The following is a 15,389-nucleotide window of genomic DNA, read 5'->3' on the forward strand; positions in this document are numbered from 1 at the left end:
CATGATGAAACTGATCTGGAAACGCAAATCCAGGAACCTGATGCTGAGCCTTGAAATCCTGCTCGCGTTCCTGATCGTGTTCGCCATCGCCGCCGCGTGCGCGCGCTACAACCAGTTGTACCGGCTGCCGCTCGGCTTCGCCTACCAGGACGTCTGGTCGGTGAACCTGACCGGCGGCGCCGGGCGCGAAGTCAAGCTCGATGGCGCCGTCTTCGACCGCTTCAAGCGCAGCCTGGCCGCCATGCCGCAGATCGAGAACGTGGCGTATTCCACCTTCTCGCCGTACCAGCGCCAGACCATGCGTACCGACTTCGTCCCGCCCGGCGGCGGCGCGCGCATCGAGGCCGACATGCTCGACGCCAGCGACGACTATTTTCAAGTAACTGGCATGCGCCTGCTCGAGGGCCGCTGGTATTCGGCCGTCGACGACGGCGCCGCGACGGTGCCGGTGGTGATCACCCGCAGCCTGGCCGAGAAGCTCTATCCGGGCCAGTCGGCCGTCGGCAGAGAGTTTTCCGACAGCGAGCCTGATGCCAAGAAGCCGCGCATGCTGAAGGTCACTGGCGTGATCGAGGCGTTCCGCAGCCACGGCGAGCTGATGACGCCGGTGCACTTCATCTTCCTGCGCTTCGCCCCGCCGGCCAGCGACGCCGACGTCAACACGATCATGCTGAAGGTACGCCCCGGCACCGAGCGCGCATTCGAGGAAGCGCTGGTGCGCCAGCTCAAGCTGGTGCGCAATGACCTCAGTTACGCCGTCGCGCCGCTTCCGGAGCTGCGCGCCAGCCGATTACGCGAAGACCTCACGCCGCTCGTCATCATGGCGGTGATCGCCGCCTTCATGCTGGCGATGGTCGGCTTTGGCCTGTTCGGCGTACTGTGGCAAAACACCACCCAGCGCATCCCCGAAATCGGCTTGCGCCGCGCGATTGGCGCCAGCCGCGCGCAGATCTACGGCCAGATCATCGGCGAGCAGCTGCTACTAAGTTCAGCGGCGATGGCCGTCGCGCTGATGCTGCTGGTGCAGCTGCCGATCACCGGCGCGCTTGGCGCAAGCCTGAACTGGCAGGTCTTCCTGACCGCGGCGGCACTATCGATGGCGGTGATCTATCTGATATCCTTGCTATGCTCGCTGTACCCGGGTTGGCGCGCGAGCCGTCTGAGCCCGACCGAAGCGCTGCATTACGAATAGCCTGGAACCTACGCCACAACGATGATCGACATTCCCCGTACTTTGCGCATTCTGGTGGTCGACGACGACCACGCCGTCCAGGTGTCGCTGGCCCTGCTGCTCAAGCAATCGGGCTACGCCGCGCGCTGCTGCGACGGCGCCGCCCAGGCGCTGGCGCTGCTCGCTGCCGAACCGTTCGACCTGGTCCTGCAGGACATGAATTTTTCGCTGCAGACCAGCGGCGAAGAAGGCCTGGCGCTGCTGGCCGCCATCAAGGAGCGCCATCCCGGCGTGCCGGTGCTGTTGATGACGGCGTGGGGCTCGATCGCGCTGGCGGTGCGCGGCGTGCAGGCCGGCGCCGCCAATTTTTTCACCAAGCCGTGGGACAACCTGCAGCTGGCGCATCTGGTCGGCGCCACCTTGCAGCTCGAAGCGCCCTCGCCGACCCGCGTCACGCGCGCCTCGCTCGACGCCCAGTACGATTTCTCGAATATCATCGGCGAGCACCCCAAGCTGCTGCGCGTGCTCGCCACCATCGGCCAGGTCGCCGCCACCCGCGCACCGGTGCTGATCCTCGGCGAAAGCGGCACCGGCAAGGAGCTCGTCGCCGACGCCATCCACCGCAACAGCCCACGCGCAGCGCGCGCCGCCGTCAAGATCAACATGGGCGCGATCACGCCGTCGCTGTTCGAGTCCGAGATGTTCGGCCACGTGCGCGGCGCCTTCACCGACGCCAAGCTCGATCGCCGCGGCCACATCGCCTGCGCCCACGACAGCACGCTGTTCATGGACGAAATCGGAGAACTGAATCGCGCCGACCAGGTCAAGCTGCTGCGCGTGCTGCAGGACCAGCGCTATCAGCCGGTGGGGGCCAGCCGCAGCGAGCAGGCCGACGTGCGCATTGTCTCGGCCACCAACCAGGAGCTGGCCGAACTGGTGGCCGCGGGCGACTTTCGCGAAGACCTGTTCTACCGCCTGAACCTGATCACGATCCGGCTGCCGCCGCTGCGCGAGCGCCGCAGCGACATTGCGCTGCTGGCATCGCACATCGTCAGTGCGGTGGCCGACGGCTACGGCCTGGGCGCGGCGTCAATCACGCCGCAGGCGATGGAGTGGCTCAGCGCGCAGCCGTGGCCGGGCAATATCCGCCAGCTGCGCCAGACGCTCGAGCGCACCTTGCTCCTGGGCGGCAAGAGCCAGCTGACCCAGGCCGACTTTATCGGTGCCGACCAGCGTGACCAGGCCGGCGCCGGCAACCGCCTCGGTGTCGACGGCATGACGCTCGAACAGGTCGAGCGCCACATGATCGAAGCGGCGATGACACAGCACCAGGGGAACATCTCGCGGGTGGCCAAGGCGCTGGGCCTGTCGCGCACCGCGCTGTACCGCCGGCTCGGGCGGCATGGCCTCGGCAGCGCCGAGCAGGAGGCCGGCGCATGACCTTGCGCCTGCGGCTGCACGCCTACCTGGTCGCCATGCACCTGCTGTTCTTCGCCATTGCGGCGCTGCTGTTCCTGCAGCGCCCCCTGCTGTTCGTCGCCGCCGAACTGCTGCTGCTGGCCAGCCTGGCCGTTGGTTTTTATCTGGTACGGCGCGCGCTCGAGCCGCTCGGTTACACCCAGCGCTTCCACGACCTGCTGCAGGACCAGAACTACGCCGGCCGGCTGACGCGCACGGCGGTGCCCGAGCTCGACGAACTGGTCAAGGTCTTCAACACCATGCTCGGCATGCTGTACCGCGAGCGGCTCGAGATCGGCGAGCAGCAAGGCTTCCTCGACCGCCTGCTCGAAGCGACGCCGGGCGCGGTGCTGGTGTTCGACTTCGACGGCGCCATCAGCCTGGTCAACGCCAGTGCGATGGCGCTGCTGGAACTGGAACGCCCGCATGGCAAGCTGCTGGCCGACGCCGGCGGCGGCGAGCGCGCGCGCGATCTGCTGGCGCAGCTGGGCGCGCTGCCGCTTGGCGACAGCCGGCTGCTGACCGACCTCGATGGGCGCCGCTACCGCGGCCAGCGCGGCCAGTTCTTCGACCGTGGCTTCGCGCGCCACTTCCTGATGGTCGAGGAACTGACGGCCGAACTGGAAAGCTCGGAGCGCGCCACCTACGAAAAGCTGGTGCGCGTGCTGGCGCATGAAGTAAACAACACGGTGGCGGCCACCGGCTCGGTACTCGACTCGCTGCTGTACTACCGCGACCAGCTGGCCGAACGCGACGGCGTCGATTTCGCCACCGCGATCGAGGCGGTCAAGCGGCGCAACGCCAGCCTCGGCGAATTCATCGAGCGCTTCACGCGCGTGGTCAAGATGCCGGAGCCGGAGCTGCGCCCGGCCAGCATCAAGGCGATGATGGACGATATCATCTGGCTCAACCGCGAGCAGTGCAAGCGGCGCGGCATCGAGATCGGCTGGAGCCGCTGCGACGAGGTGGCGCCGCAGCGCATCGACAGCCAGCTGATGGAGCAGGCCTTGATCAACATCGTCAAGAACGCGCTGGAGGCGGTCGAAGCGAGCGGCCAGCAAGGCGGCTACATCCGCCTCGGCCTGGTCGACGGCGCCGGCGGGCCGACGCTGTCGGTGGTCGATTCGGGCAACCAGCTCGGCAAAGTGCCGGCGCGCCAGCTGTTCACGCCCTTTTTCAGCACCAAGAAAGGCGGCCAGGGAATCGGCCTGGTGTTCGTGCGCGAAGTGCTGAACCGGCATGGCTTTCCGTATACGCTGGCCGCCACCGGCGACGGCGCCACGCGCTTTGCGATCAGGTTTGCATCGCACGGTGAGCATCGGCCGCGTGATAGGGTCTGACCCCGGCGGGTCGCACCCCGGCGCCGTTAGCGGTACAGCGTGCGCAGCAGCGCTTCGCCGGCGCGCGCCTGGTCCGATTGCTGCATGTCGGTGTTATTCAAAATGATCACCGTCTTGTCTTCGCCAGGCACGTGCAGCAGCAGCGACTTGAAGCCGCCGGTCACGCCCGCCTGCGATGCTACCTGCACGCTTCGACCAGCGAACTCCATCGTGCGCACCCGCCCGCCAAGGGCGTAGTTCTCGTCCGTCAGAATGCCCGACAGCTGCAGTCGCGATTGCGGCGACAGCAGCGCCGTCTCGTACACTGCGTGGGCCAGCGCGGCCAGGTCTTCCGCGGTGCTGAACACGGTGCCGCTGGCGGCGACGAAATCGACCGTTGGCGACATCTTCGGCTTGTGATCGGCGCCGCTGGCGTAAGCGAGCGCGCCGCCGGGCAAGGTCTCGAACGGCCGATCCGGCACGCCGGTCGCCTTGACCCCGGCCGGGCGCAGCACCTGTTCGTCGAGCACCAGGGCGAACGGTTTGCCGGTGACGCTTTCCAGCACCGCGGCGACAACCACCCAGTTGGTGGGCGAATAATCGAACCGGCTGCCTGGCGCGAACGCAGGCGCACCGCTGGCAAAGCGCAGCGTCGCCTCCAGTTTCGTCAGCTTCAAGACGGCGATCGAGGGATCCTTGCGAAATTCCTGCACAACGCCGTTGGGAATGCCGCTGGTGTTCGACAACAGGTGGCGCAAGGTAACGGTGCCGGCGGCCGGCGCCGGCATCTGCGGCAGGTAGGCGCCGACCGGCGTATCGATGGACAGCTTGGCCTGGTCGACCAGCCGCAGTACTGCCACCGAAGTGAGCCACTTGGTGATCGAACCGATCTGGAAACGGGTGGCGGCGAGGTTGGGTGTGGCTTTGTCGAAATCGGCAAACCCGTAGGCGCGCATTTGCGGCGCCGCGCCGGGGGCGCGCACCAGCACCACGCCGTTAAAGTCGGCGCCAAGGGCGTCCTTGACGGCGTTGTCCAACGTGGCGGCCGATTGGGCGAAAACGAAGGGCGCCGACAGCGCAAGCAGTGGCAGCGACAGCGAAAAACGGAGGACGAGGCGGCGCATGGAAGACCTGTTCGGTTTTGGCGATGCCAGATCATAGCCGGAGTTCTAAGGCGCGCCAACCATATTTGCGCGAACGGGAATCACCGCCGGCATCGAGGGCTCCCACCAACAAGCACGGCTAGGCTTCGGCCGAGCGATCGCGGATCTCGAGTACGGCCGGCAGCTGCTCGAGGAACAGGTCGACCAGCCGGCCTTCGAAGTGTGCAGCACGTGGATACTTGGCACCCCGCCGAACCCGGTGGTCGCCTATTTGCGCTGCACCAGCGCCGCGCCGGTGTACTTCATCAGCAGCCCCTTGGGGCCGACCGCCCAGCCGGCGCTGGCCGACGCGAAGCCGACCGTGTTGATCGGGATGCGGTCAAGTACCGTCCAGGTCCGGCCGCCATCGAGCGAGTAGCCCGAGCCGGCCAGGCCGGCGGCGACGAAACTGGCCGGCGCGCCCGGCACCGGCATCACCACCGACATGTAGCCGGCCGGCAGGATCGTCGCCGCGGCCCAGCTGGCGCCGCCGTCGTCGGTGCGCGCGCCATTGACGGCGGCCAGCGCAGGCTCCTTGTAGTCGCCGCCGGCGGCCATGCCGACCCGCGGGTTGGCAAAGCCGACCGAAAAGGCGCCGCGCGCGGCGGCGCCGGCCGGAATCGGCAAGGTACTTGCCCGCCAGCTGGCGCCGCGGTCGGCCGAGTGAAACACGCGCGAGGACTGCGCCCCGCCGGTGACGATCCAGGCGTCGCGCGATCCGGCCACCGACAGGCACGTGCCGCTGGCGGCAAACGCGCCCTCCTTGTCGAGCGCCTCGAGTCCCTTGCCATCGCCCAGGCGGCAGCTGGCGCCGCCGTCGGCGGTGACGTACACCTGGAATTTGCCGTTGACCGGGTCGCCGAACACGATGCCGTTGTCGGCATCCCAGAAGGCCATCGCATCCCAGAAGCCTTCGGCGAACTGGTTGGTCGCCAGCAGTCGCCACGACGCGCCGCCGTCATCGGTGCGGTAAATGCGCGACAGCGCGCCCGGGCCCGCGCTCATCACCAGCGCCGACCTGGCGTCGATGGCGTGGATATCGCGAAAGTCGAGCTGCTCGGCGCCCGCCACTTGCAGCACCTGCCAACGCGCGCCGTCGATGGTTCGCAATACGGTGCCCTTGGCGCCGCTGGCCCACACAACGGTGTCGCTCACAACGGACAGGCCACGCAGTTCGGCGGTGGCGCCGCTCGCTTCGGCGCGCCAGGCAGTCGACGCTTGCGCTTCGGCGGCGGCGGCAAAACCGTATGGGGAGAGCATGACGGCGAGGACGACGGAAACGCGGGCAAGCGAGGTGCGCATGGCAGACTTTTCGACAGGTTCAGGATTGTCAGATGATACACGGCGCGGCCGGCGCGGCGCTACCGGATAGCGTGGGATATTCTGGGGCGCGAGACCAGCCAATTTAGTCGAACTTGATGTGATTGACAAGCACGTCGGTGGTGCGACGATGCGGGTCGACGCGCCGCTCGTATTTCGGTATCGACTGCGAGTTGCTGTGCTCGACCAGTGCGAGCGCCGTGCGCAGTGCCTCGGCCATCGCGTCCGCCGCGGCAGCGATAGTTTCCGCAGGCGAGCCGCGGCGGCTTGCCTCTGCGCCGCGCATTCCCCCTTCCGCAAGCTGCGCTTCGACGCGCACTCTGATGTCGGCTTGTGCCCTGCGCCGCAATAAGCCGGCCGGCAGGAACTGCTTCTCACCAGGCAGCCGCAGCGACAGGTCGCGCCACGCGTTGCGGCCCTCACCCGCGACGGCCAACGTGAACTGGCGCGGCGATACCTGCCGCCCCTGGTAGAAAATCGCAGCACCGGTCACACGGGCGCGATGCACCGCATCATGCGAGTACATGCGAAGTTCGGTACCGTCAGGCAGAAACAACTCCTTCCATTGATACCCGTCCGGAGCGCAGTTCGCGTCGGCGCGTACTCTCGTTCTTGCTTTGGTTCTTGCTTTGGTTTTTGCGTTGGCGTTGGCGTTGGCGTCGGCGTCGGCGTTAGCGACGGTCCTGGTAGTTACTTCGTCTACCGCGCGTACATCGGCCGCAACCGATTGGGCATCCCCGTTGACCGCTTCTCGGTACGTAGCCCTCGTCCGCGCTGTCGACTGGGATTGGGACTGGGACTGAAGCAACGCGCCCGCAGCCATCATGTCACGGACATTCTCAGCTTGCAGCCAGGCCCCGATAGCCACTGTCGCTGCGTCGGAGACTGAAAGCGCGCTGCCGCTGTCTCGCAAATAGTCTTGCAGGGCGGTGAGGGTGTCCGGGGTCACCGAAAGAAGGCATACGGCATCCATACTCTTTTCCTCTGCGCGTTTTGTCTAATTCTGTCGAATCCTAAAATTAGACAGTGCATTTACGGCAGCGTTCAGAAACAGACAGAATTCGACAAAATTCGACAAGATGCGCACGTCGAATTCGACAGCTTGCCGTATGGGCTCTGTCGGGTAACCCTCCCTCGCCCATCCCGGCCTTTCTCGCGCGCAGCGGCCTGATGCGCATCATCGGCGGATCAGGGCGTCGTTTGCCAGCCGCCGCCGAGCGACTGGATCAGCGCTACCGCCGTTGCCTGGCGATCGGCCTGCACCTGCACCAGCGCCCGCCGTGCCGACAGCGCCGTCGCCTGTGCCTGGACGACTTCGGTGTAGCTCACCTGCCCGGCCTTGTAGCGGTTGAGGATCTGCTCTTCGACCTGGTTGGCCGCATCCGACGCCTGGCGCCGCAAGACGGTCTGCTGGGCCAGCACGCGGGTGGCGGCCAGCTGGTCTTCGACGTCGCCGAAGGCATCGAGCACGGTCTGGCGATAGCGCGCGGTCGCCAGCTGCTGGCCCGCTTCGGCACTTGCCACGCCGGCGCGGGTGGCGCCGGCGTTGAAGACGGTCTGGGCGGCCGACAAGCCGAACGACCAGACCAGGTTCGACACGCTGAACAAGTCGGCCACGCGGCTGCCGCCGGTGGCGCCGGAGCCGGTCAGGCCGATGTTCGGATAGTAGGCGGCGCGGGCGATGCCGATCTCCTCGTTGGCGGCGGCGACGCGGCGCTCGGCGGCGGCGATGTCGGGGCGGCGCTGCAGCAGTGCCGACGGCACGCCGGCCGGAATATCGGGCACGTTGACCTGCCATGGCGCGGCGGCGAGCGTGAAGTCGGCCGGCGCCTTGCCGAGCAAGATGGCGATGGCATGTTCGAGTTGCGCGCGCTGGCGCGCCAGCGACAGGTCGTCGCTCTGCGCGTTGGCAAGCTGGGTCTGCGCCTGCAGCACGTCCGACTTGGCGGCGATGCCGGCGTTGAAGCGGTTCTGCGTAATCTGCAGCACCCGCTTGTAGCCGTCGATGGTCTGCGCCAGCAGCTCGCGCTGGGCGTCGGTCTGGCGCAGCGCGAAGTAGTTGGCCGCCAGTTCGCCCTGCGCCGACAGGCGCGCCGCCGCCAGGTCCGCCGCGCTGGCCTGCGCGTTGGCGTTGGCGCCATTGACGCCGGCGCGCAGGCGGCCCCAGATGTCCGGCTCCCAGCTGCCACCGATGCCGAGCCGGTAATCCTGGCCGGACAAGGCGGCGCCGCGCCCGCCCGACTTGTCGCCGCTGACGTTGAGCGACACGGTGGGAAACAGCGAGGAGCGCTGCTGCTGCACCAGCGCGCGCGCCTGGGCGTACGAGGCGACTGCGGCGGCGACGTTCTGGTTCGATACTTCGACGCTGCTGGCCAATTCGCCCAGCAGCGGGTCGCCGAACAAGGTCCACCACGGGCCGCGCTCGAGCGTGTCGGCTGGTGTCGCCAGCATCCACGGGCCGGCTTCCTTGAACGCCACCGGCTGCGGCGTGTCCGGCACCCGGTAGGCCGGGCCGACCGCGCAGCCGCCCAACATGGCGATGGCGAGCAGGCAGGCGGCCGCGCCGGCGGTTCGGCGCGGCGACGGCAAGAGCGCATAAACGATAGGCATGGTCATATTGTTGTTCTCATCAAGTGGATGGCGCAACGGCGTCGCCCGGCAGGCGCCCGAGGGTGCGCTCCGCGGGGCTGCGCCGGCGCAGTTTGTCGAGCAGGATGTAGACCACCGGGGTGGTCAGCAAGGTCAGCAGCTGGCTGGCGATCAGGCCGCCTATGATGGCGATGCCGAGCGGGCGGCGCAGCTCGGAGCCTTCGCCAAAGCCGATCGCCAGCGGCAAGGCGCCGAGCGCGGCGGCCAGGGTCGTCATCAGGATCGGCCGGAAGCGCAGCAGGCACGCTTCGCGCACCGCCTCGAGCGGCGTCAAGCCGCGCGAGCGCTCCGCCTCGAGCGCGAAGTCGATGATCAGGATGGCATTCTTCTTGACGATGCCGATCAACAGGAACACACCGATCAGCGCGATGATCGAAAACTCCATCTTAAACAGCAGCAGCGCCAACACCGCGCCGACGCCGGCCGACGGCAAGGTCGACAGCACCGTGATCGGGTGCACCAGGCTCTCGTACAGGATGCCGAGCACGAGGTAGATGACGACGATGGCGGCGGCGATCAGCAAGGGCTGCTGCTGGCTCGACTCCTGCGCCGCGCGCGCCGCGCCCTGGAAGCTGCCGCGCACGTTGGTCGGCATGCCGATGTCCGCTTCTGCCTGGCGCAGCGCCGCCTGGCCGTCGGCCAGGTTGCTGCCTTCGGCCAGGTTGTACGACACGGTGGTGGCCAGTTCGCCGTCCTGGTGGTTGACGGAGGTAGGCGTCGAACTCTCGGCGAAGCTGGCGATCGCCGACAGCGGCACCATCGGCGTCGCCGCGCCAGACAGCGCCTGGCCGCTGGCCGGATCGCGCGCGGCGGTCAGATTGGCCGGCGGCGCCGGCGCCCCGGTCGATGCGGCAGTCGCCTTCGACGGCACGTACACGTCGCGCAGCGCTTCGGGCGTCTGCGCGTACTGCTTGCCAACGCCCATGATCACCTTGTACTGATTGAGCTCATCGTAGATGGTGGCCACCTGGCGCTGGCCGAAGCCGTTATACAGCGCGTTGTTGACGTCGCGCGTGCTGATGCCGAGCCGCGCGGCCGAATCCTTGTCGACATTGACGAACATCTCGACGCCGTTTTCGGCCTGGTCGGTGTCGACGTCGACCAGGGCCGGCTGGCGCTTCATGGCGTCGGCCAGCTTGCCGGCCCACAGCTTGAGGTCATCGCTGCTGTCGCTCTTGAGCGTGTACTGGTAGGTCGAGTTCGACGAGCGCCCGCCGATCCGCAAGTCCTGCACCGGGTTCAGAAACAGCGACACGCCGGTCACCCGCGCCAGCTGCGGGCGCAGGCGGGCGATGACGGCCTGGCCGCCGTCGCCTTCGGCCCGTTCCGACACCGGTTTCAGATTAATGAACATGAAGCCGCCGCCGGCGCGCCCGCCGCCGGTAAAGCCGACCACGGTGGCCACCGCCGGGTCGCGCCGGATGATGTTGACCAGCTGGCGCAGCTTGCCCTGCATCGCCTGGAACGAGATCGACTGGTCGGCGCGGATGCCGCCGTTGATCTGGCCAGTGTCCTGCCGCGGGAAGAAGCCCTTCGGCGCGGCCGAGAACAGGTAGACGTTCAGGCCCACCGTGAACAACAGAATCAGCATCACCAGCAGCTTGCTGCCGAGCGCCCAGTCGAGCGAGTGCTCGTACATCTTGTGCACCTTGTCGAAGCCTTTCTCGGCCCACTGCGCCAGCTTGCCAGGGCTGCGTTCGAGCCCGCCCGGCTTGAGCAGCCAGGCGCACATCATCGGCGTGGTGGTCAGCGAAATGACCAGCGAAATCATCACCGCCGCCGACAGCGTGACGGCAAACTCGCGAAACAGCCGACCGACCTGGCCGCCCATGAACAGCAGCGGGATGAACACCGCCACCAGTGACACGCTGATCGACAGCACGGTGAAGCCGACTTCGCGCGCGCCCAGCAGCGCCGCCTGCATGCGGTCCATGCCCTGCTCGATGTGGCGGCTGGTATTTTCCAGCACCACGATGGCGTCGTCGACGACGAAGCCGGCGGCCACCGTGAGCGCCATCAAGGACAGGTTGTTGAGTGAAAAGCCGAGCAGGTACATGACGCCGAAGGTGCCCAGCAGGGACACCACGGTGGCCACCGCCGGGATGATGGTGGCGCGCACGCTGCGCAAGAAGACGCTGACGACGAGCACCACCAGCACGATCGAAATGAGCAGCGTCACTTCGATCTCGTGCAGTGAGGCGCGGATCGAGTTGGTGCTATCGGAGGCGACTTCGAGTTTCACGTCCTGCGGCAGCTGCGCCTGCAAGGTCGGCAGCAGCGCGCGCACGCCGTCGACCGTCTCGATGACGTTGGCGCCCGGCTGGCGGGTGACCAGCACGACGACTGCCGGTTCGCCGTTGAACAGGCCCAGCGTGTTGACGTTCTCGACGCCGTCGCTCACTTCGGCGACGTCCTGCAAGCGGATGGCGGCGCCGTCGCGCCAGGCCACCACCAGGGTGCGGTAGTCGCCGGCGCTGCGACCGCCGGAGGCGGTGGCGGCCTGCGAATAGATCTGCAAGCGCATGCCGTTGCCTTCGATCGCCCCTTTCGGGCGGCTGGCGTTGGCCGCCTGAATGGCGGCGCGCACGTCCTCGGTCGAGACGCCGTATTTGTTCAGCGCGTACGGCAGCAGGTCGACCCGCACGGCCGGCAGCGAGCCGCCGCCGATCTCGACATCGCCGACGCCTTTTACTTGCGCCAGCTTTTGCTGCACCACGTTCGACACCGACTCGTAGACCTGGCCGGGCGAGCGCGTTTTCGACGTCAATGCCAGGATGATCACCGGTGCATCCGACGGGTTGGCCTTGCGGTAGGTCGGGTTGCTGCGCAAGGTCGACGGCAGGTCGGCGCGCGAGGCGTTGATAGCCGCCTGCACTTCGCGCGCGGCCGAATCGATCTTGCGGTTCAAATCGAACTGCAGGCTGACGCGGGTCGAGCCGTTGCCGCTGTTGGAGGTCATCTCGTTGACGCCGGCGATGACGCCGAGGCGCCGCTCGAGCGGGGTGGCGACGCTGCTGGCCATGGTGTCCGGACTGGCGCCGGGCAGCTGCGCCGACACCGAGATGGTCGGAAAATCGACCTGCGGCAGCGGCGACACCGGCAGCACGAAGAAGGCGCCGATGCCGGCCAGCGCGATGCCCAGGGTTAGCAGCACGGTGGCGATCGGGCGCCGGACGAAGGGCTCCGACAGGTTCATGCGCGCGCCTCTTCAGGGGCCGGCGCCGGCGCCCTGGCCTCTTTCGGCCGGAAGCGCTGAGCCAGGCGGTCGAAGCCGAGGTAGATCACCGGCGTGGTGAACAAGGTGAGCAGCTGGCTGACGATCAGGCCGCCGAAGATGGACAGGCCCAGCGGGCGGCGCAGTTCGGCGCCCTCGCCCCAGCCGAGCATCAGCGGCACCGCGGCGAACAGCGCCGCCAGCGTCGTCATCAGGATCGGCCGGAAGCGCAGCAGCGCGGCCTGGTGGATCGCCTCGCGCGGGCTCTTGCCGTCGCGCTCGGCCTCGATGGCAAAGTCGATCATCATGATGGCGTTCTTCTTGACGATGCCGATCAGGAGGATGATGCCGATGATGCCGATCACGCCGAGGTCCTGGCCGCTGATCATCAGCGCCAGCAGCGCGCCGACGCCGGCCGACGGCAAGGTCGACAGGATCGTCAGCGGGTGGACGTAGCTCTCGTAGAGCACGCCGAGCACGATGTAGACGCAGATCACCGCCGCCAGGATCAGCCACAGCTGGTTCGACAGCGACGCCTGGTAGGCGCCGGCGGCGCCGAGGAAGGTCATGCTGACGGCGGCCGGCAGCTTGATCTCGGCGGCGGCGGCGCGGATCGAATCGACCGCGGTGCCAAGCGAGACGCCGGCGGCGGTGTCGAAGCCGATGGTGGTGGCCGGGTACTGCGCCACGTGGGTGATCTGCAGCGGCGCCGGCTGCTCGGTGATGGTGGCCACCGCCCCCAGCGGGGTCGACTTGCCCGAGCCGGTGCGCAGCGGCAGGCGCCTGAGCGCCTCGATCGACATCGCCGCGTCGCGGTTGGCCTCGAGGATGACGCGGTACTGGTTCGTTTCGGTGAAGATGGTCGAGACGATGCGCTGGCCGAAGGCGCTGTAGAGCGCGTCGTCGATCGAGGCGGCCGTGATCGACAGGCGCGAGGCGCTGTCGCGGTCGATGCTGACAAACGCGGCCACGCCGGTGGCGCCGGCATCGGTGACGACGTTGCGCACCTTGGCGTCGGTCTGCAGGCGCGCCACCAGCTTGCCGGCCCACTCGGTCACGGTGGCGTTGTCGGCGCCCTCGATCGAGACGCGGTACTGGGTGGGACCTGTCTCGGCGTCGATCGTCAGGTCCTGGGTCGGCTGCAGGTAGATCGTCACGCCGGCGATGCGCGCGACATTCTCGCGCAGGCGGCCCATGATGGTTTCCTGGTCGTCGTCGCGGTCCGGTTTCAGGTTGATAAGCATGCGCCCGGTGTTGAGCATGGCGTTGTTGGCGCCGTCGACGCCGACGTTCGACGACAGCGACAGCACCGCCGGGTCATCGAGCACCACCTTGGCGGCGGCCTGCTGCAGCTGCGCCATCGCGTCGTACGAGATGGCCTGGCGCGCTTCGACGCGCGCCTGCAGCTGGCCGGTGTCCTGGGTCGGGAACAGCCCTTTCGGGATCCACATGTACAGCAGCACCGTCAGCACCAGCGTCGCCAGCGCGACAATCAGCGTCAGCCCCTGGCGCGCCAGCACCCAGGTCAGGGCGCCGTCATAGCGGTCGATCACGCGGTCCAGGTATGCCTGCGACTTCTGCGCGAACCGGTTGGGCTTTTCCTCGGCCCGGCTGCGCAGCCAGCGCGCCGACATCATCGGCACCAGGGTCAGCGACACCACGCCGGAGATCAGGATCGTGATCGACAGGGTGACGGCGAATTCGCGGAACAGGCGGCCGACGACGTCGCCCATGAACAGCAGCGGGATCAGCACGGCGATCAGGGAGACGGTCAGCGAGATGATGGTAAAGCCGATCTGCGCGGCGCCCTTGATGGCGGCGGCCATCGGCTCCTCGCCCTCTTCGATGTAGCGGGCGATGTTCTCGATCATGACGATGGCGTCGTCGACGACGAAGCCGGTGGCGATCGTCAGCGCCATCAGTGACAGGTTGTTCAGGCTGTAGCCGAGCAGGTACATCGCGCCGAAGGTGCCGATCAGCGAAATCGGCACGGCCAGACTGGCGATGACGGTGGCGCGCACGCTGTGCAGGAAAGCGAAGATCACCAGCACCACCAGCAGCACGGCGAGCAGCAGTTCGAATTCGACGTGGGTGACGGAGGCGCGGATGCCGGTGGTGCGGTCGGTCAGCACGTCGAGCTTGATCGCGGCCGGCATGCCCGATTGCAGCTCGGGCAGGCGCTGCTTGATGGCGTCAACGGTGGCGATGACGTTGGCGCCGGGCTGGCGCTGCACGTTCAGGATGATCGCCGGTTTCAGGCCCGACCAGGCGCCGAGCCGGACGTTTTCGGCGCTGTCGACCACCTGCGCGACGTTCGACAGGCGCACCGGCGCGCCGTTCTTGTAGGCGACGATCAGGTTCTGGTAGTCCTTCACTGCCAGCAGCTGGTCGTTGGCGTTGATGGTGTAGGAGCGGGTCGGGCCGTCGAAGCTGCCCTTGGCGCTGTTGGCGTTGGCGGCGGTGATGGCGCTCCTGAGCGTGTCGAGGCCAAGGCCGTAGGACGCGAGCGCCTCGGTGTCGGCCTGGATCCGCACCGCCGGGCGCTGGCCGCCCGACAAGGTGACCAGGCCGACGCCGCTGACCTGGCTGATTTTTAACGCCAGGCGCGTGTTGACCAGGTTCTGCACCTCGGTCAGCGGCAAGCTGTCGGAGGTGATCGCCAGCGTCAGCACGGGCGCGTCGGCCGGGTTGACCTTGGCGTAGACGGGCGGCGCCGGCAGGTCGGTCGGCAGCAGCGAGCCGCCGGCGTTGATCGCCGCCTGCACTTCCTGCTCGGCGACGTCGAGCGTCTGGCCGAGGCCGAACTGCAAGGTCACCACCGAGACGCCGGCGGCGCTGGTCGAACTCATGCGCGTCAGGCCGGACATCTGGCCGAACTGGCGCTCGAGCGGCGCGGTGACGGTGCGCGCCATCACTTCCGGGCTGGCGCCCGGGTACAGCGTCTGCACCTGGATGGTGGGGAAATCGACTTGCGGCAGCGCCGACAGCGGCAGGAACTTGAAGCCGACCAGGCCGGCCAGCACGATCGCCACCATCAGCAGCGCGGTGGCGACCGGCCGCTGGATGAACGGGCCCGACGGATTCATGACATCACCTCGCCTGTGCCGCCAGCGCTC

The 15,389-nt window shown here is 67.7% G+C and carries 9 protein-coding genes; 3 read left to right on the forward strand and 6 right to left on the reverse strand.

All coding sequences use genetic code 11. The annotated features are described in order from the left end of the window. The first annotated feature begins 40 nt into the window (after positions 1–40). From CR105_RS14360 to CR105_RS14370, 3 genes are read left to right on the forward strand one after another with little or no spacing between them, the layout of a single operon-like run. Positions 41–1,192, forward strand: coding sequence for an ABC transporter permease (locus CR105_RS14360; RefSeq protein ID WP_229413946.1), 1,152 nt, complete (start codon positions 41–43; stop codon positions 1,190–1,192). 21 nt (positions 1,193–1,213) lie between these two features. After that, on the forward strand, positions 1,214–2,611 hold the full coding sequence (locus CR105_RS14365; protein ID WP_099789169.1) for a sigma-54-dependent transcriptional regulator: 1,398 nt from the start codon (positions 1,214–1,216) through the stop codon (positions 2,609–2,611). Further along, positions 2,608–3,969 carry a sensor histidine kinase gene (locus CR105_RS14370; RefSeq protein WP_099789171.1) on the forward strand — a complete coding sequence of 454 codons (1,362 nt, stop codon included), beginning with the start codon at positions 2,608–2,610 and terminating at the stop codon, positions 3,967–3,969. The genes CR105_RS14365 and CR105_RS14370 overlap by 4 nt, the downstream gene beginning before the upstream one ends. A gap of 26 nt (positions 3,970–3,995) precedes the next feature. Here the strand turns inward: CR105_RS14370 and CR105_RS14375 are convergent, their stop codons facing one another. The 6 genes from CR105_RS14375 to CR105_RS14400 form a co-directional block, all read right to left on the reverse strand. After that, positions 3,996–5,072 carry a serine hydrolase domain-containing protein gene (locus CR105_RS14375; protein ID WP_099789173.1) on the reverse strand — a complete coding sequence of 359 codons (1,077 nt, stop codon included), beginning with the start codon at positions 5,070–5,072 and terminating at the stop codon, positions 3,996–3,998. A 246-nt stretch (positions 5,073–5,318) separates the two neighbouring features. Next, positions 5,319–6,392: a WD40/YVTN/BNR-like repeat-containing protein gene (locus CR105_RS14380; protein WP_099789175.1), complete on the reverse strand. Its 1,074-nt coding sequence runs from the start codon at positions 6,390–6,392 to the stop codon at positions 5,319–5,321. 103 nt (positions 6,393–6,495) lie between these two features. Next, positions 6,496–7,383: a hypothetical protein gene (locus tag CR105_RS14385; RefSeq protein WP_099789177.1), complete on the reverse strand. Its 888-nt coding sequence runs from the start codon at positions 7,381–7,383 to the stop codon at positions 6,496–6,498. Between the two features lie 215 nt (positions 7,384–7,598). Further along, positions 7,599–9,026, reverse strand: a complete 1,428-nt coding sequence (locus CR105_RS14390) for an efflux transporter outer membrane subunit (protein ID WP_370660685.1) — start codon at positions 9,024–9,026, stop codon at positions 7,599–7,601. Positions 9,027–9,039: 13 nt separating this feature from the next. After that, positions 9,040–12,255: an efflux RND transporter permease subunit gene (locus tag CR105_RS14395; protein WP_099789179.1), complete on the reverse strand. Its 3,216-nt coding sequence runs from the start codon at positions 12,253–12,255 to the stop codon at positions 9,040–9,042. Then, positions 12,252–15,359 carry an efflux RND transporter permease subunit gene (locus CR105_RS14400; RefSeq protein ID WP_099789181.1) on the reverse strand — a complete coding sequence of 1,036 codons (3,108 nt, stop codon included), beginning with the start codon at positions 15,357–15,359 and terminating at the stop codon, positions 12,252–12,254. The genes CR105_RS14395 and CR105_RS14400 overlap by 4 nt, the downstream gene beginning before the upstream one ends. Between the last annotated feature and the right edge of the window lie 30 nt (positions 15,360–15,389).

The sequence above is a fragment of the Massilia eurypsychrophila genome (assembly GCF_002760655.1).
GTDB lineage: Bacteria > Pseudomonadota > Gammaproteobacteria > Burkholderiales > Burkholderiaceae_D > JAFCUW01.

What these genes read in the sequence shown, in the direction of transcription:
- CR105_RS14375 (WP_099789173.1), bottom strand. Translation starts at nt 5,072, where the DNA reads ATGCGCCGCCTCGTCCTCCGTTTTTCGCTGTCGCTGCCACTGCTTGCG.
- CR105_RS14365 (WP_099789169.1), top strand. Translation starts at nt 1,214, where the DNA reads ATGATCGACATTCCCCGTACTTTGCGCATTCTGGTGGTCGACGACGAC.
- CR105_RS14380 (WP_099789175.1), bottom strand. Translation starts at nt 6,392, where the DNA reads ATGCGCACCTCGCTTGCCCGCGTTTCCGTCGTCCTCGCCGTCATGCTC.
- CR105_RS14395 (WP_099789179.1), bottom strand. Translation starts at nt 12,255, where the DNA reads ATGAACCTGTCGGAGCCCTTCGTCCGGCGCCCGATCGCCACCGTGCTG.
- CR105_RS14400 (WP_099789181.1), bottom strand. Translation starts at nt 15,359, where the DNA reads ATGAATCCGTCGGGCCCGTTCATCCAGCGGCCGGTCGCCACCGCGCTG.
- CR105_RS14370 (WP_099789171.1), top strand. Translation starts at nt 2,608, where the DNA reads ATGACCTTGCGCCTGCGGCTGCACGCCTACCTGGTCGCCATGCACCTG.
- CR105_RS14360 (WP_229413946.1), top strand. Translation starts at nt 41, where the DNA reads ATGCTGAGCCTTGAAATCCTGCTCGCGTTCCTGATCGTGTTCGCCATC.
- CR105_RS14385 (WP_099789177.1), bottom strand. Translation starts at nt 7,383, where the DNA reads ATGGATGCCGTATGCCTTCTTTCGGTGACCCCGGACACCCTCACCGCC.
- CR105_RS14390 (WP_370660685.1), bottom strand. Translation starts at nt 9,026, where the DNA reads ATGACCATGCCTATCGTTTATGCGCTCTTGCCGTCGCCGCGCCGAACC.